This is a genomic window from uncultured Jannaschia sp., assembly GCF_947494025.1.
Classification (GTDB): Bacteria; Pseudomonadota; Alphaproteobacteria; order Rhodobacterales; family Rhodobacteraceae; genus Jannaschia.
In genome coordinates this window covers 214,535-230,753 of record NZ_CANLTQ010000005.1, presented here as the reverse complement: position 1 = coordinate 230,753, position 16,219 = coordinate 214,535, and the positions used below count along the sequence as shown (strand labels likewise).

16 protein-coding genes and 1 pseudogene are annotated in these 16,219 nt (G+C 68.7%); 10 read left to right on the top strand and 7 right to left on the bottom strand.

The window, feature by feature from the left end; genetic code table 11:
• Positions 1 to 314 (bottom strand): annotated as a pseudogene (locus Q1B08_RS10235) (hypothetical protein); the annotation flags it as partial.
• Between the two features lie 296 nt (positions 315 to 610).
• Positions 611 to 3,313 (bottom strand): preprotein translocase subunit SecA, encoded by a 2,703-nt coding sequence (secA, locus tag Q1B08_RS10230; protein ID WP_299817824.1) that lies wholly within the window; start codon positions 3,311 to 3,313, stop codon positions 611 to 613.
• Between the two features lie 182 nt (positions 3,314 to 3,495).
• Between secA and Q1B08_RS10225 the strand changes: the two genes are divergently transcribed.
• From Q1B08_RS10225 to Q1B08_RS10210, 4 genes are all read left to right on the top strand, one after another.
• Positions 3,496 to 4,320, top strand: coding sequence for a peptidylprolyl isomerase (locus Q1B08_RS10225; protein WP_299817821.1), 825 nt, complete (start codon positions 3,496 to 3,498; stop codon positions 4,318 to 4,320).
• A 3-nt stretch (positions 4,321 to 4,323) separates the two neighbouring features.
• Complete coding sequence (gene argJ, locus Q1B08_RS10220) at positions 4,324 to 5,676, top strand: bifunctional glutamate N-acetyltransferase/amino-acid acetyltransferase ArgJ (protein WP_299817819.1); 1,353 nt, start codon at positions 4,324 to 4,326, stop codon at positions 5,674 to 5,676.
• Between the two features lie 22 nt (positions 5,677 to 5,698).
• The gene (locus Q1B08_RS10215; RefSeq protein WP_299817857.1) at positions 5,699 to 6,097 is read left to right on the top strand and encodes a (deoxy)nucleoside triphosphate pyrophosphohydrolase; all 399 of its coding nucleotides are present in this window, start codon (positions 5,699 to 5,701) and stop codon (positions 6,095 to 6,097) included.
• 113 nt (positions 6,098 to 6,210) lie between these two features.
• Positions 6,211 to 6,339, top strand: a complete 129-nt coding sequence (locus tag Q1B08_RS10210) for a hypothetical protein (RefSeq protein WP_299817816.1) — start codon at positions 6,211 to 6,213, stop codon at positions 6,337 to 6,339.
• A 25-nt stretch (positions 6,340 to 6,364) separates the two neighbouring features.
• Here the strand turns inward: Q1B08_RS10210 and hemH are convergent, their stop codons facing one another.
• Together hemH and Q1B08_RS10200 are read right to left on the bottom strand one after the other, a co-directional pair.
• On the bottom strand, positions 6,365 to 7,408 hold the full coding sequence (gene hemH / locus Q1B08_RS10205) for a ferrochelatase (protein ID WP_299817854.1): 1,044 nt from the start codon (positions 7,406 to 7,408) through the stop codon (positions 6,365 to 6,367).
• Between the two features lie 5 nt (positions 7,409 to 7,413).
• The gene (locus Q1B08_RS10200; RefSeq protein WP_299817813.1) at positions 7,414 to 8,244 is read right to left on the bottom strand and encodes a methyltransferase domain-containing protein; all 831 of its coding nucleotides are present in this window, start codon (positions 8,242 to 8,244) and stop codon (positions 7,414 to 7,416) included.
• On the opposite strand from Q1B08_RS10200, the gene Q1B08_RS10195 reads away from it, so the two are divergent.
• From Q1B08_RS10195 to Q1B08_RS10185, 3 genes are all read left to right on the top strand, one after another.
• Positions 8,243 to 9,001 (top strand): ComF family protein, encoded by a 759-nt coding sequence (locus tag Q1B08_RS10195; RefSeq protein ID WP_299817810.1) that lies wholly within the window; start codon positions 8,243 to 8,245, stop codon positions 8,999 to 9,001. The genes Q1B08_RS10200 and Q1B08_RS10195 overlap by 2 nt on opposite strands.
• Positions 9,002 to 9,038: 37 nt before the next feature.
• Positions 9,039 to 9,296 carry a glutaredoxin 3 gene (gene grxC, locus Q1B08_RS10190; RefSeq protein ID WP_299817807.1) on the top strand — a complete coding sequence of 86 codons (258 nt, stop codon included), beginning with the start codon at positions 9,039 to 9,041 and terminating at the stop codon, positions 9,294 to 9,296.
• Between the two features lie 103 nt (positions 9,297 to 9,399).
• Positions 9,400 to 9,852, top strand: coding sequence for a MarR family transcriptional regulator (locus tag Q1B08_RS10185; protein WP_299817804.1), 453 nt, complete (start codon positions 9,400 to 9,402; stop codon positions 9,850 to 9,852).
• A gap of 13 nt (positions 9,853 to 9,865) precedes the next feature.
• On the opposite strand, the gene Q1B08_RS10180 is transcribed toward Q1B08_RS10185, so the two are convergent.
• Both Q1B08_RS10180 and Q1B08_RS10175 read right to left on the bottom strand, forming a co-directional pair.
• Positions 9,866 to 11,011 carry an MFS transporter gene (locus tag Q1B08_RS10180; protein ID WP_299817801.1) on the bottom strand — a complete coding sequence of 382 codons (1,146 nt, stop codon included), beginning with the start codon at positions 11,009 to 11,011 and terminating at the stop codon, positions 9,866 to 9,868.
• Between the two features lie 95 nt (positions 11,012 to 11,106).
• Positions 11,107 to 11,856 (bottom strand): NYN domain-containing protein, encoded by a 750-nt coding sequence (locus Q1B08_RS10175; protein WP_299817799.1) that lies wholly within the window; start codon positions 11,854 to 11,856, stop codon positions 11,107 to 11,109.
• A gap of 87 nt (positions 11,857 to 11,943) precedes the next feature.
• Between Q1B08_RS10175 and Q1B08_RS10170 the strand changes: the two genes are divergently transcribed.
• On the top strand, positions 11,944 to 12,183 hold the full coding sequence (locus Q1B08_RS10170; protein WP_299817775.1) for an I78 family peptidase inhibitor: 240 nt from the start codon (positions 11,944 to 11,946) through the stop codon (positions 12,181 to 12,183).
• Here the strand turns inward: Q1B08_RS10170 and Q1B08_RS10165 are convergent.
• Positions 12,180 to 13,694, bottom strand: a complete 1,515-nt coding sequence (locus Q1B08_RS10165) for an FAD-dependent oxidoreductase (RefSeq protein WP_299817770.1) — start codon at positions 13,692 to 13,694, stop codon at positions 12,180 to 12,182. The genes Q1B08_RS10170 and Q1B08_RS10165 overlap by 4 nt on opposite strands.
• A 157-nt stretch (positions 13,695 to 13,851) precedes the next feature.
• Between Q1B08_RS10165 and rimP the strand changes: the two genes are divergently transcribed.
• Both rimP and nusA read left to right on the top strand, forming a co-directional pair.
• Entirely contained in the window at positions 13,852 to 14,436 is a 585-nt protein-coding gene (rimP, locus tag Q1B08_RS10160) for a ribosome maturation factor RimP (protein WP_299817765.1), read from the top strand.
• A gap of 2 nt (positions 14,437 to 14,438) precedes the next feature.
• Positions 14,439 to 16,205: a transcription termination factor NusA gene (gene nusA, locus Q1B08_RS10155; RefSeq protein WP_299817762.1), complete on the top strand. Its 1,767-nt coding sequence runs from the start codon at positions 14,439 to 14,441 to the stop codon at positions 16,203 to 16,205.
• Positions 16,206 to 16,219: the final 14 nt, after the last annotated feature.

The window sequence follows — 16,219 nt, the reverse complement described above, 5'->3', positions numbered from 1 at the left end:
ATCGCCACGAGGTCGGCCCCGTCGCGCAGGACGGAGAGCCGGGCGCGGGTCGCGGAGGACAGGTGCGCAAGACCGGTCGCGGCTTCGGCGCGGCCGTGAACGACGCGGGCGCGGCGATGGATGCGGAGCTTGCCGGACCGGGGCAGGCAGAACTGCCATACGTGGATGTCCTCGTCACCGTCCGACGGCGTCCCAAGGTCGCTCCCGGTCCGCTGCCCCCGAAGCTGCGCCAGGTGCGCGTACAGACGGCGCTCGATGTCGGTGACGGAAGGCACTTCGGCAAAGCGCGCGGCCACGATGGGGATGCAGGGCATGCTCGTCCTTTCGACAGGCTTCGCGGCCGATCGGGGCGGGCCGCGTCCCGGCCGGCAACGGCACGGGGATGGCTGAGGAAAGGGTCCGGACCCTTGGGAACAAGAGGTGAACGGGTGCCGTATCAGATGTCAAACGGTTTTCAGATCGGAGGGAGCCCTACTTACCCAGGAGGCCAACAACAGTATGAAAGACTGTACTTTAATATGTTATACTCTGGAAATGAAAGAATTCCGGCAGAACCTTACTACAACTTAGGCAGAACTATTACCGGATGCACAGCCGCCCCGGCCGCCGCTCAATACGCGCCATGGCAATGCTTGAACTTCTTGCCCGAGCCGCAGGGACAGGGCTCGTTCCGGCCCGGGCTGCCCCAGGTCGACGGGTCGTCCTCCACGAAGCCGGGCGCCGCGCCGTCGGCGGCCGCGGCGGGCTCGTCCACCGGTTGCGGCGTGCCGGCCTGCGCCCGGGCCTTCTGCTGCGCGACAAGCTGATCGATCATCGCCTTGCGTTCCTCCTCGGAAAGCGGGCGAACCTTGGCGAGCTTCTTCGTGACCTCGAGCCGGAGGCTGTCGAGCATCGTCTCGAAAAGCTGGAAGCCCTCCGTCTTGTACTCGTTCAGCGGGTCGCGCTGCGCGTAGCCGCGGAAACCGACGACGGAGCGCAGGTGTTCCAGCGTCAGCAGGTGCTCGCGCCACTTGCCGTCGATCGTCTGCAGCAGGAACTGCTTCTCGATCTGACCCATCTGGTCGACGCCGAACGCCTCGGCCTTTTCCTCCATCAGCCTGTCGCTGGCGGCGTAGAGCCGCTCGCGGACGACGTCCTGATCCACGCCGTCCTCCTCGGCCCATGCGATCACGGGCGCGTCGGTGCCCAGCACCTCGATCGTCGCCGCGTAAAGCCCCTTCGCGTTCCATTGGTCCGAGTAGCTCTTGGGCGGCAGGTACTGATCCACGAGGTCGTCGACGACCTGATGGCGCATGTCCCGCGCGATCTCGCCGATGTCCTCGGCCTCCATGATCTCGAGACGCTGTTCGAACACCGCCTTGCGCTGATCGTTCATCACGTCGTCGAACTTCAGCAGCTGCTTGCGGATGTCGAAGTTGCGCGCCTCGACCTTGGCCTGCGCACGCTCCAGCGACTTGTTCACCCACGGGTGCACGATCGCCTCGCCTTCCTTCATGCCGAGCGTGTTGAGCACCTTCTCCAGCCGCTCGGATCCGAAGATCCGCATCAGGTCGTCGTCGAGCGACAGAAAGAACGCGGAGCGCCCCGGGTCGCCCTGGCGTCCCGACCGGCCGCGAAGCTGGTTGTCGATCCGGCGGCTCTCGTGCCGTTCGGTGGCGAGCACGAAAAGCCCGCCCGCCTCCAGCACGCGGCGCTTCTCGTCGGCGACCTCCGCCTCGATCCGGGCGCGGACCTCCTCGGGATCGGCCTCCGGCGTCTCGGCCAGCGCCTGCAGCACGCGCATCTCGACATTGCCGCCGAGCTGGATGTCGGTCCCGCGTCCGGCCATGTTGGTGGCGATGGTGATCGCGCCCAGCTTGCCGGCATCGGCGACGATCTGCGCCTCCTGCTCGTGCTGGCGGGCGTTGAGGACGTTGTGCGGCAACCCCTCCTTCTTGAGGAGTGCGGAAAGCATCTCGGACTTCTCGATGGAGGTCGTGCCGACGAGGACGGGCTGCCCCTTCTCGTGGGCCGCGCGGATCTCGTCCACGATGGCGGCGTATTTCTCGGCGGAGGTGCGGTAGACCGCGTCGTTCTCGTCGGCGCGCGCGATGGGCCTGTTGGTCGGCACCTCGACCACGCCGAGCCCGTAGATCGACATGAACTCCTCGGCCTCGGTGGCCGCGGTGCCGGTCATGCCGGACAGCTTGGAATACAGCCGGAAGTAGTTCTGGAACGTCACGGAGGCGAGGGTCACGTTCTCGGGCTGGATCGTGACGCCCTCCTTCGCCTCGATCGCCTGATGAAGGCCGTCGGAAAGGCGCCGCCCGGCCATCATCCGTCCGGTGAACTCGTCGATCAGCACGACCTCGTCGTTGCGGAGGATGTAGTTCTGGTCCTTGTGGAACAGCTTGTGCGCGCGGAGCCCCTGATTGACGTGGTGCACGATCGTCGTGCTCTCGGGGTCGTAGAGCGACTGCCCCTCGGGAAGGATGCCGGCGGCGAGCAGGCGCTCCTCCAGCCACTCGTTGCCCTCGTCGGTGAAGGTCACGCTGCGCTGCTTCTCGTCGAGGGTGAAGTGATCCTCCTCGATCTCGGGGATCAGCCGGTCGACGCGGGTATAGAGATCGCTGCGATCCTCGGACGGTCCGGAGATGATGAGCGGGGTGCGCGCCTCGTCGATCAGGATCGAGTCCACCTCGTCCACGATCGCGAAATTGTGCCCGCGCTGCGCCATCTCGTCCTTGGAGGCGCGCATGTTGTCGCGCAGGTAGTCGAAGCCCAGCTCGTTGTTCGTGGCGTAGGTGATGTCCGCGCGGTAGGCTTCGCGCTTCTCGGCGTCGGGCTGCTGCGGGACGACGACGCCGGTGGTCATGCCGAGCGCGGCGTAGACCTTGCTCATCCATTCGGCGTCGCGGCGGGCGAGGTAGTCGTTCACGGTGACGACGTGGACGCCCTTGCCCGACAGCGCGTTCAGATAGGCCGGAAAGGTCGCGACGAGCGTCTTGCCCTCGCCCGTCTTCATCTCCGAGATGTTGCCCTGATGCAGGAATATGCCGCCCAGAAGCTGCACGTCGAAGGCCCGGAGGCCCAGGGCGCGTCGCGCCGCCTCGCGGCAATTCGCGAAGGCCTCGGGCAGAAGGTCGTCGAGGCTTTCGCCCCCCTTCGCCCGCGTCTTCAGCGCGTCCGTCCGCGCGACGATCTCCTCGTCCGACAGCGCCTCGAACTCGGGTTCCAGAGCGTTGACGCGCTCGACGATCTTCAGCGTCGTCTTGACCTTCCGGTCGTTCGGCGTGCCGAAGACCTTCTTCGCGATTGCACCAAGTCCCAGCATGTCCGTCCTGTCCTCGCGCCCTTGCCGACCGCGGGAAGGCCCCATATCAGAGGGGTAAATCACGGGGAGGGCGCGGTCAAAATTCGTCTTGGCCGCACTTAAGACCCGCCCCGACGGGTGTCAACGAACGCCCATTGGGACGCCATGACTGTCTGGCTCGAGGGAGCCTGAAAGGAAATCCGATGAAACATCTCCTGACCGGCGCCGCGATCGCGATGGCGCTTGCCACGCCGCTGAAGGCGCAGGACGCGTCTACCGTTCTCGCCACCGTGAACGGCACCGACATCACGCTCGGCCACCTCGTCGCGCTCCGCGCCCGCCTGCCCGAGCAATACCAGCAGATGCCCGACGAGGCGCTGTATCAGGGCATGCTGGAGCAGATCATCCAGCAGCAGGCCCTCATGGATGCCTCCGAGACCACGGAGACCGACCGGCTCGCCGTGGACAACGAGACGCGTGGCCTCCTCGCCAATCGCGCGATGGAGCGCATCGCGGCGGAGCCCGTGGACGACGCCGCCGTGCAGGACGCCTACGATGCGCAGTTCGGCGACGCCGAGGGCGGCACGGAATACAATGCCAGCCACATCCTCGTGGAAACCGAGGAGGAGGCGCAGGCCATCGCCGAGGAGGTCCGCGGCGGCGCCGACTTCGCCGAGGTCGCCCGCGAGCGTTCCACCGGCCCGTCCGGCCCGAACGGGGGCGAGCTCGGCTGGTTCGGCGCCGGCATGATGGTGCCCGAGTTCGAGGAGGCCGTCGCCGGCATGGAGCCCGGCTCGGTCAGCGATCCGGTCCAGACGCAGTTCGGCTGGCACGTCATCCGCCTCAACGAGACGCGGCAGCAGGAGGCGCCGAGCCTCGACGAGGTCCGCGCCGAGCTCGAGGCGCAGGTCCAGGGCCAGCGGCTGCAGGAGGAGGTGGCCCGCCTCGTCTCCGAGGCCGACGTGACCCGCACCGAGCAGGAGATCGACCCCTCCCTGATCCGGGATGACTCGCTTCTGGAGAACTGAGCGATGGGGAAGTCCGGCAAGAAAGACACGGATTCCGGGAAGGAGTCGAAGGCCAAGGGGTCGAAGAAAAAGCTCAAGGCCAGGGTGAAGGAGCTGGAGGCGCGGCTCGACGCGCCGAAAGGCCCGCTCGTCTCCCCGCTCGCGCCGGACTTCCCCGACCTGCCCGCCATCGACGGCGTGCGTTTCGCGACCGCCAAAGCGGGCGTGAAGTACAAGGACCGCACCGACGTCATGCTGGTCGAGATCGAGGCCGGGGCCTCGGTCGTCGGCATGTTCACCCGCTCGGCCACCCGGTCGGGCGCGGTGCTCGATTGCCAGAGCAAGCTCAAGTCGCGCGACGCCTCGGGCGGCTGGGCGATCCTCGTCAATTCCGGCAACGCCAACGCCTTCACCGGCGCGGCGGGAACGGAATCGGTCGCGGCGGTCTGCAAGGGCGTGAGCCAGGCCCTCGGCCTGCCCGCCAGCCGCGTCCTGACGGCCTCGACCGGCGTGATCGGACAGCCGCTGCCGCACGACCGCATCGTCGATGTCCTTCCTGACATGGCGGGACGGCTCGATCCGAACGGCATGGCCGGGGCCGCCGAGGCGATCATGACGACCGACACCTTTCCGAAGGGGGCCGCCCGGACGGTGGAGATCGACGGGACCGCCGTCAGGATCGCCGGCATCGCCAAGGGCTCCGGCATGATCGCGCCGGACATGGCCACGATGCTCGCCTACGTCTTCACCGACGCGAAGGTGAGCGAGCGGACCCTGCAATCGATGGTCAGGGACATCACCTCCCGGACCTTCAACGCCGTCACCGTGGACAGCGACACCTCCACCTCCGACAGCCTGATCGTCGCGGCGACGGGCAAGGCCGACCATGCGGAGATCGCCTCGGCCCGCACGGCCGCCGGGCATGCCTTCAAGACCGCGCTGCACGAGGTCATGCACGACCTCGCGCTTCAGCTCGTCATGGACGGCGAAGGCGCGACCAAGCTGCTGGAGGTCCGCGTGACCGGCGCCGCCAACGGGCCGGATGCCCGCCGCGTCGCCTCCGCCATCGCCAACTCGCCGCTGGTCAAGACCGCCGTCGCGGGCGAGGATCCGAACTGGGGCCGCGTCGTCATGGCCGTCGGCAAATCCGGCGCGAAGGCCGAACGGGACCGGCTGACCATCCGCTTCGGCGAGATCACGGTGGCCGAAGAGGGACAGGTCGCCCGGACCTACACGGAGGAAGCGGGCGTCTCCTACATGAAGCGCGACCGGATCACGCTGTCGGTCGATCTGGGTCTGGGCGACGCGGAGGATACGATGTGGACCTGCGACCTGACCTATCGCTACATCGAGATCAACGCCGATTACCGATCCTGACGCCCCGATGACGGCATCGTCCGTGAAGGTCGTCCTCGTCTCCGCCGTCGCGCTGGTCGACCCCGACGGCCGCGTGCTTCTGGCGCAACGGCCGCCGGGCAAGTCCATGGCCGGCCTGTGGGAGTTCCCGGGCGGCAAGGTCGAACCCGGCGAGACGCCCGAGGCGGCCCTGATCCGCGAATTGCAGGAGGAGCTCGGGATCGACACCTGGGCCTCCTGCCTGGCCCCGCTCACCTTCGCGTCGCATGCCTACGAGACGTTCCACCTGCTCATGCCGCTCTTCGTGTGCCGAAAATGGCACGGTCGGCCCGCGGCGCGGGAAGAGCAGGTCCTGAAATGGGTACGCCCCGGAAATCTCAAAGATTTCCCCATGCCGCCCGCCGACGTGCCGCTCGTCCCGGTGTTGCGCGATTGGCTCTGAATCACAAATTGTCACGCAAAGTTATGCCCGGTTAGGGACGAATTAACTTTCATGCCCAATGCTGATGCGTAGGTTCGGAGTTCTGGAACCGGCTCGTTCATGAGGGACGCATCATGTTGAAGACCATCATCATCGGAAATCACCTTTCGATCCAGGGAAGGTTCGTGAAGATGCTGCAGGACGGGCTCTGCCAGGTTCGCGTCGGCACCCGCACCTTCACGGGGCGCCTCATCAGCGCCTGATCCATCCGGGGGACCTCGGTCGGGCTCAGATCCAGCCCGACAGGTTCTCCGCCACGATCTCCGCCAGCGCGTCCACATGCGCGGCGTCGTCGTTGAGGCAGGGAATGTAGGCAAAGCGCTCGCCGCCGGCCTCCTCGAAGCTTTCCCGGATCTCCTCGTTGATTTCCTCCAGCGTCTCGATGCAGTCGGCCGAGAACGCGGGCGCGATCACCGCGATCCTCCGCTTTCCCGCCTCTGCCAGCCGCGCGACCTCCTCCACGGTGTAGGGCTTGAGCCACTCCTCCGGCCCGAAACGGGACTGGAAGGTGGTCGTGATCCGGTCCTCGCCCCAGCCCAGCCGCTCGCGCAGCAGCCGCGTCGTCCTCCGGCACTGGCAATGGTAGGGGTCGCCCTCCATCAGGTAGCGCTTCGGCAGCCCGTGATAGGAACACACGAGGATGTCCGGCTCGAACTCCGCGGCGGCATAGGCCCGCTCGACCGACGCGGCGAGCGCGTCGATGTAGCGCGGATCGTCGAAATAGGGCGCCACGGTGCGCGCGGCCGGCTGCCATTTCAGCTTCATCAGACCCCGGAAGAACTGGTCGTTCGCGGTCGCCGTGGTCGCGCCGGCATATTGCGGGTAGAGCGGGAAGAACAGGATGCGTTCGCAGCCCGCCGCCTGCATCTCGCGCACGCGGTCGATGGTCGAGGGCTTGCCGTAGCGCATCGCGTAATCGACCACGACGCGGTCGCCGAAACGCGCCCGCATGCGCTCGGCCATGGCGGCGGTCTGCGCCTTGGTGATCGTGGCGAGCGGGCTCTCGTTCGCCTCCCTGTTCCAGATCGAGGCGTAGGCCTTGCCGGACCGGGATGGCCGCGTCGACAGGATCACGCCCTGCAGCAGCGGCTGCCAGATGAGGGGCGAGTAGTCGATCACCCGCCGGTCGCTCAGGAACTCGCTCAGGTAGCGACGCATGGGCCAGTAGCTCGTGCCTTCGGGCGTGCCGAGATTGGCGAGCAGGATCCCCACCTTGCCGGTCCGGATCGGCGGATGGTCCGCCGGGGCATGCGGCAGGGGCCGCGTCTCCATCTTGTTCACCGCTTCGTCTCCAGTTCGGGTACGGCCAGGGCATCCGCCAGCCGCGTCCGCGCCGATCCCGGACGGAGCGGCTTCTGTTGCGTGTCGGACGGCGCCCATCCCGTGAGGAACAGCATCTGGAACGTGGCCGAGATGCCGTCCGCGTCGGGAAAGGCGTCGCGATAAAGCGCATCGGCCCGCGCGAACATCGCCCGCGGCGCCGTCGCCCGGTGACGGGCGGCGAGCGCGTTGGCCTCCCCCATCGCGCGAAGGTCGCCCGCCAGATGCCGCAGATCCCGGTAGCGCACCCGGAGCGTGGACACGTCCGCCACCGGCAGGGCCAGCCCCGCCCGCCCCAGCAGCGCGCCGAGCTCGCGGATCTCGCCCATCGGCGCGACGCGGGGGCTCATCCCGCCCGCGACCTCCGCCTCCGCCTGTCCGAGCACGGCGCGCAGCTCCGCGAGCGTTTCGCCGCCCAGCATCGCCACGAGGAGCAGCCCGTCCTCCCGAAGCGTCCGGCGGCACTGGATGAGCTGGCCCACCGGATCGTCGGCCCAATGCAGGCACATCGCGTGGATCACGAGGTCGTGCGCGCCGGGCGCGAGGTCCAGCACCTCCGCCTCCGGCACGACCCGCGCGCCGGGAACCGCGTCCCGCCAGAGTTCGGGATGCGCGGTCACGATCGCGGGCGCCGTAAACGACCTGTTAACGTCTTTCAGTCTCTCCTGCACCTCGTCCATCGCCGCCTCGTGCAGGAACCAGGCGGACCCGTCCGCGCGGGCGCGATGCAGGGCGAGGGCGGTGCGATCAGTCAGGGGCGGCTGCGACATGCCCGGGAGATAGGCCATGGCCACGGTGATGCAAAGGGCGGGTCCGGTCCTGCGGGCGGGCGCCAGGGTCGCAGGGACGCTGCGTCAGGCGCTGTATCCGGCGACCTGCATGATGTGCGACGCGCGGGTGGATCTGCCGGGCGCGATGTGCCCCGCCTGCTGGACCGATACGCCGTTCCTGTCGGGGGCCTGCTGCGACCTTTGCGCCGTTCCGCTGCCCGGTCAGGACACGGCGGCGCGCTGCGACGAATGCCTCCGCGTGCCGCGCCCCTGGGACGAGGCGCGCGCGGCGATCCTCTACGGCGGGACCGGCCGCAGGCTGGTGCTCGCGCTCAAGCATGGCGACCGGACGGAGCTGGCCCGGGGCGCGGGCCGCTGGATGGCCCGCCGGGCCGGCGATCTGCTGTCGTCCGACACCGTGATCGCGCCGGTCCCCGTCCATCGCTGGCGCCTGCTCCGGCGGCGCTACAACCAGGCGGCGCTTCTCGCGATGGAGGTGGCGCGCCAGTCGGACGGGATCTTCGCGCCGATGACGCTGGTGCGCCACCGGCACACGCCCATGCAGGACCACCGTTCCGTGACCGACCGCGCAGCCAATGTCGCCGGCGCCATCGCGCTCGGCCCGATGGCCGAGGTGGAGGGCCGCCACGTCGCGCTGGTCGACGACGTGTACACGACCGGCGCCACGCTCACCGCCTGCGCCGGGGCGTTGCGGCTGGGCGGCGCGCGCCGGATCACCGTTCTCGCACTGGCCCGCGTTGCGAAGGGGCGGTGAAGGCCTATAACGCGAGGGGAACCCTCGGAGTCCCGCCATGAAGCCTGTCGACGTCTACACGCAACCCTTCTGCGGCTTCTGCACCGCCGCGATACGCCTGCTCGCGACCAAGGGCGCCCCGGTCACGGAGATCGACCTCGGCCGGCACCCGGACCGCCGGGCCGAGATGAAGCAGCGCGCGAACGGCGCCCATACCACGCCCCAGATCTTCGTGGGCGATCACCATGTCGGCGGCTGCGACGACCTTTACGCGCTGGAACGCACGGGCAAGCTCGACGCGCTGCTCGACGGCTGATGGCCGCCGGCCCGTCGCGACCCGCACGCCGGGGCGATCCGGCCCCGCCTCGATCCGCCCGCACGGCCCCGGACCGGTCCGTCGCGCGGGGCGTCGTCGGCCCGTGAGCGACGATGCCGAAAAGCTCGCCGTCGCCCTCTTCTCCGAGATGCTCACGGCCGATCAGCTCGTCCGCGCCCGCCTGCGCAGCGCGCTGCCGAAGGGGATGGAGCTGTCGCATTTCATCGTGCTGAACTACCTCGCCCAGCACCGGGAGGAGCGCAGCCCGGCGGAGCTCGCCCGCCTGTTCCACCTGACCCGGGGGGCGCTGACGAACACGCTGAACCGTCTGGAATGGGCGGGGTACATCCATGTCCGCCCGGACTGGGACGATGCCCGGCGCAAGCGGGTCGCCATCTCCCCCGCCGGCCAGACCGCGCGGGAGGCGGCGCTGGCCGCGATCCGCCCGATCATGACAGAGGCCGTCCGCGAGATCGGCCTCGCCCGCACCCGCGCCGCCATCCCCGTGCTGCGCGAGATGCGGGTCCAGTTCGGCACGCGGGAGGGGGAGGACTAGCGCCCCGCCGCCCCTATCTCCGCATGAACCCCTCGTAGGCCGCGAGCAGCAGCAGCGTCGCCGCGAAGATCGCCACCCCGATCACGTCGAGCCCGAGCTCGTCGGCGAGGAGCCCCAGCGTCGCCGTCACGACCGCGCCCCCGAGGCCCGCCGCGGCGATCTGGTAGCCGATGGCGCTGTCGGCGTGGTCGCGGCCGACGCGGCCGGGCGTCAGGCTGATGAGCGAAGCGAAGATCGGCGCGAGCGAGAACCCCATCAGCATCAGTCCGGCGAGCGACAGGGCGGGCGTGCCCAGCCAGAACAGGAGCGCCCCGAGGACGCTCGCCGCGATGCAGGCCCGCAGCGTCGCCACCAGCGGCAGGCGGTCGGCGACAAAGCCGAACAGCACGCGCCCGACCATCAGGCTCCCCCAGTAGAGGGTGACGAAAAGTCCCGCTATCGTCTCATCGACGCCGCGCTCCTGCGTCAGCAACGAATAGCTCCATGTCGCCGTGGCGAGCTCGACGCCGCTGTAGAGGAAGAACAGCCCCATCCCCAGCCAGACGACCGGGCGTCGCAACGTCTCCACCGACCCGGCGGAGGCGAGGGGCGCCGTGTCTTCCACCTCGACCGGCCGCCAGCGGTCGCGCGTCACGAGGAAAGTGATCGCCAACGCGATCTGCGCGCAACCGACGATGGCGTAGCTCCAGCGCCAGATCAGGCCCGAGCTCAGCACGCCCGTCACGATCAGCGGCCCGAGCGTCGTGCCGAGCCCGAAAAACGCATGCAGCCAGTTCAGGACGCGCGCCGAGAAATGTACCGCCCCGTAGGCGTTCAGTCCTGCGTCGATCGCCCCGCCGCCGAGACCCGCGAGGAACGCGGCGAACAGGAGGACCGGCCAGACCGGCGCCGCCGCGACGAGGAGGAGCGCCGTGGCGGCCGCGCCCGTCGAAAGCGTCAGCAGCGCGCCGAGCGACACGTGCCGCAGGACCGCCCCGCTCACGAAGCTCGACAGCAGATAGCCCGCCGTCGCGAACCCGACGAACAGGCCGAGCGCGTCGAGCGGCAGGCCGAAGCTGTCCCGCATGGAGGGCCACGACACGCCAAGGAGGCCGTCCGGCAGGCCGAGGCTGACGAAGGCCAGAAAGGCGAGCAGCGCCACGAGGGTGCGTCTGGACATGGCTGGCCTGTCGATGGGGGAGAGCGATGCCGTCCCACGGCTGTGCCACAGCCGTAACACAGCCGTAACACGGCCGTAACACGCGGCGGACGGCGTCAGTCCCGGCGCCGCACCATGACCTGCGTGCCGTCCATCCGCGTCTCCAGCCGCTTGATTTCGCCCACAAGATCCGAAAGCTTGCGCTTGCCGTAGGTGCGCGTGTCGAAGTCCGGCATCTCCGCCATGATCTGGCTGCCGAGCGCGCCCATCGCGTACCACTCGTCGTCCTGATCCATCCGCTCCATCGCCCGCAGGATCAGCGGCAGCGCGTCGAGCGGCAGCCGCTTGGTCGGCGCGTCCTTCTGCGCCGCCGGCTCGTCGACGAGGTTCTCGATCAGGATAAAGCGATTGCAGACATTCCTGAGCGATTCCGGGGCCTTGCCCTCGCCGATCCCGATCACGTCGAGCCCTTCCTCGCGGATGCGGGAGGCCAGCCGCGTGAAGTCGCTGTCGGAGGAGACGAGCACGAAGCCGTCGAACCGGCCCGAATGGAGGATGTCCATCGCGTCGATCACGAGGCCGATGTCAGAGGCGTTCTTGCCCTTGGTGTTCGCCGTTTCCTGATGCGCGACGAGGCCAAGCTCCAGCACCTTATCCGCCCAGCTCCGAAGATGCCCGCCCGACCAGTCGCCGTAGACCCGCCTGAGCGCCGGTTCGCCCAGTCCGGTGATCTCCTTCAGGATCGCCTCGGCGTATTTCGCCGGAATGTTGTCGGCATCGATCAGCACGGCAAGGAGGGCGCGGTCCCGCGCGGGCCCCGAGCGGCTCCTCCGACCTGCCGGACCGTCGGCGGCGTCCCTTCGCATCGTGAATTCCTTTCGTTTCTGCGTCGCCGCATCGTGACGACGCGGCAGGGTCATTGCAATCCGCGCCGGGGCGGGAAATCGTTCATCATGAACCGCGCGCTGCTGATCCCGATCGCCATTCTGCCGGCCTGTCAGGAGGACGGTGGCTGCGGCGCGGAGGGGTATGCCGATCTGATCGGCCGGCCCGTCGCGGCGATCACCCTGCCCGCCGACCTGCCGCACCGGGTGGTGGGACCGGACGACATGGTGACGATGGACCACCGCCCGGACCGGCTGAATATTCGCACCGATGCGGACGGCACGGTCGTTCTGCTGGCGTGCGGCTAGGCCGGCAGCGGCCCGCCCGCGGCCTTCATGTCGAGATGCAGCCGTGCGAGATCCGCGTCCCGCCCCGCGCCGACGGCGGCCATGATCCGCCCGTTCTTGACGTAGCGCGCGAGGAAGGCCTCGGCCGGGTCGCCGTCGAAGAAGACGTCGTCCCATCCCTCCGCATGGCCCACATAGCGATATTGCCGGCCGAGCGCCGTCCAGAAGAAGGGGATGTCGTCCGGCGCGGCGGGTTTGCCCAGCATGGCGCGGGCGGCGCGGATGCCGTGCTGGCGGGCGACGCGCCAATGCTCGATCCGGGCCGGACCGAAGGGCGTCGGCGCAACTGCGCAGTCGCCGCCGACAAAGACGCCGTCGAGGCCGGGCACCGAAAGGTCGGTCGCGACCGTAACCGCGCCGTTCTCCTCGCGCGGCAGACCCTCGATCGCGCCGGTGGCCGGGCAGACCCCGACGGCCAGGAGGACGAGGTCGGCCTCGCGCCTCGTGCCGTCCTCGAGCGCGACGCCCGTGGCGCGGTCCGTCCCCTCGATCCGCGCGACATTCGCGCCGGTCTGGACGCGCACACCCTTCGCCTCGAGCTCGGCCGCGATCGCGCGGCCGATCCGCTCGCCCAGGACCTTCGCGAGCGGCACGGCGCCGCGGACGACCACCGTGACGTCGATCCCGCGCTTGGCGAGCGAGAGCGCCGCCTCCAGTCCGATGAATCCGCCCCCGACGAGGACGGCCTTCGACGCTCCGGCGGCGGCCCCGGCGATGCGCTGTCCATCCTCGGCGGAGCGTAAGGTGTGGACGCCGGGCAGGTCGGCGCCGGGCAGGTCGGGCCTGATGGGCGCCCCGCCCGGGGCAAGGAACACCGCGTCGAAGGCGTGCCGGCCGCCATCCTCCAGCACGACGAAATTACCTTCGATCGCCGAAGCCGTCCCGGCGATTCGCGTCACGTCGCGTGCCGCGAGCGCGTCGGCGGCCTCGAGCGTCAGCGCATCGACGCTCTTGCCGCCCGCCAGCACCGCCTTGGAAAGCGCCGTGCGGTCGTAGGGCGCGCGGGTTTCGGGGGAGATCATCTCGACCTGCCCCTCGAAGCCCTGCTCGCGCAGGGCGAGGGCGCAGGCCTCCCCCGCCGCGCCGCTGCCGACGACGACGAAACGCCGCGGGTCGAGGCCGCGCCGCGCATGAACGGGAAGCGGATGCGGCGCGACCTCGTCGTCGGGCACGTCGACCCAGACGCGCCCGTCCTCCACCGTCACGTCATAGCGCCGCAGGTCGCCATGCCCCGGCGGTTGCGCCTGCTGTCCGGTCCGCGTGTCGAAACAGGCGTGGTGGAAGGCGCAAATGAGGGTGCCGTCCCGCACCACCCCCTTCGACAAGGGCAGCCCGAGATGGGGGCAGGCATGGGTGAACGCCCGGACCGCGTCGCCCTCCCGGACGAGCACGAGGTCGGTCTCCCCGGCACTGGCCTTGACGGGCGTGTCCTCCGGAATGTCGCCAAGCGCGGCGGTGTCGAAGCGGGGCATGGGCACTCTCCTGCGGATGGGTCGCGGATCAATCCCCCCATCCGCTTGCATGTTCCCGGTCCCCTCCCTATATGACTTCTCAACAGCGGCGCCCCGCCGGGCTCCACCGGGAAAGATCGACGGGCCGCGCGCCCGTTTTTTTGTGTCTGGAAATGTCATGTCCGACCTCATCGCCAAGACCGCGCTGGACAAGCGTCTGGCCGAGATCGTCGACCCCATCATCGAGGATATGGGGTTCGAGCTCGTGCGCCTGCGCCTGATGTCTGGCAGGACGCCGACGTTGCAGATCATGGCCGACAGGCCCGGAGGCGGAATCGAGGTCGACGATCTGGCGCGGATCAGCACCGACCTGTCCGCGAATCTCGATGTGGAGGATCCGATCGACGGGGAATACACGCTCGAGGTATCGAGCCCGGGCATCGACCGGCCACTGACGCGGCTGAAGGATTTCGACATCTGGTCCGGCTACGAGGCCCGGCTCGAGACGACGGAGCTGATCGACGGGCAGCGGCGCTTCAAGGGCATGCTGCAGGGCATCGAGGGCAGCGAGGTCCTTGTCGAGATCGAGCGCGGGACCGAGACGCCGACGATCGGGCTCGAGTTCGAATGGCTGTCGGATGCCAAGCTCATCCTGACCGACGAGCTGATCCGCGAAGTGTTGAACGCCCGCAAGGACAAGGGTCAGATCGACGAGGCCCGGTTCGACGAAGTGACGACTTTCATGGACGGTGAGGAAGACTGAGAATGGCCATCACATCCGCAAACCAGCTCGAGCTGCTGCAGACCGCCGAGGCTGTCGCGCGCGAGAAGATGATCGACCCCGCCCTCGTGATCGAGGCGATGGAGGAGAGCCTCGCTCGGGCCGCGAAGTCGCGCTACGGCTCGGAGATGGACATCCGCGTGTCGATCGACCGCAAGACCGGCCGCGCCACGTTCACCCGCGTCCGCACCGTCGTCGACGAGGATCTGCTCGAGAACGAGAAGTCCGAGTCCACCGCCCAGGGCGCGGCCAGTGCCGTCGCCGTCGCCCGGCCGAACTTTTTCGTCACCCGCGCCAAGTCCACCACGATCGACGAGGAGGGCGTGAGCCACACCCGCGACGTGCATGCGTTCCACCTGCGCAGGCCGACTGATGCCGACCGCGGCCGGATGGACAATGTGGACCAGTCGCGCGCCCCCGAGGAAGGCGACATGCTGGTCGACATCGTTCCGCCCGTCGACATGGGCCGGATCGCCGCGCAATCCGCCAAGCAGGTCATCCTGCAAAAGGTCCGCGAGGCCGAGCGCGACAAGCAGTTCGAGGAATACAAGGACCGTGTCGGCACAATCATCAACGTGGCCGTCAGGCGCGAGGAATACGGCAACCTCATCGTCGACCTGAACCCCGGCGAGGGCGTGCTGCGCCGCAACGACAAGATCGGCCGCGAGAGCTACCGCCCCGGCGACCGCATCCGCGTTTACATCAAGGACGTGCGCCGCGAGGTGCGCGGCCCGCAGATCTTCCTCAGCCGCACTGCGCCTGAGTTCATGGAAGAGCTGTTCAAGATGGAGGTGCCGGAGATCTACGACGGCGTCATCGAGATCAAGGCCTGCGCCCGCGATCCGGGGTCGCGGGCCAAGATCGCGGTGATTTCCTACGACAGCTCGATCGACCCGGTCGGTGCCTGCGTCGGCATGCGCGGCTCGCGCGTGCAGGCCGTCGTCAACGAGCTACAGGGCGAGAAGATCGACATCATCCCCTGGAACGACGACGCGCCGACGTTCCTCGTCAACGCGTTGCAGCCCGCCGAGGTGACGAAGGTCGTCCTCGACGAGGAAGCTGAACGGATCGAGGTGGTCGTCCCCGAGGAGCAGCTCTCGCTCGCCATCGGCCGGCGCGGACAGAACGTGCGTCTCGCATCGCAGCTCACCGGGCTCGACATCGACATCCTCACCGAGGAGGAGGAGTCGAAACGCCGGCAAGCCGAATTCGAGGAGCGCACGAAGCTCTTCATGGACACGCTCGACCTCGACGAGTTCTTCGCCCAGCTGCTGGTGTCCGAGGGGTTCACCAATCTGGAGGAGGTCGCCTATGTCGATCTCGACGAGCTTCTGGTGATCGACGGCGTCGACGAAGGCACGGCGGAGGAGCTTCAGGCCCGCGCCCGCGACTACATCGAAGCGCAGAACGCCAAGGCGCTGGAGACGGCGCGCGAGAACGGCCTGCAGGACGATCTCGCCAATTTCGAGGGACTGTCGCCGCAGATGCTCGAGGTGTTGACCACCGACGGCGTGAAGACGCTCGAGGAGTTCGCGACCTGCGCCGACTGGGAGCTGGCCGGCGGCTGGACGATGCAGAACGGCGAGCGCGTGAAGGACGACGGCCTGCTCGAGAAGTTCGACGTCTCGCTGGAGGAAGCGCAGGATCTGATCATGACCGCCCGCGTCATGCTGGGCTGGGTCTCGCCGGAGGACGTGGTCGGCTCCAGCGAGGACGACGCCGAGCCCCAGCCCGAGGAGGCCGGGGCGTGACCGCCCCGGATTCG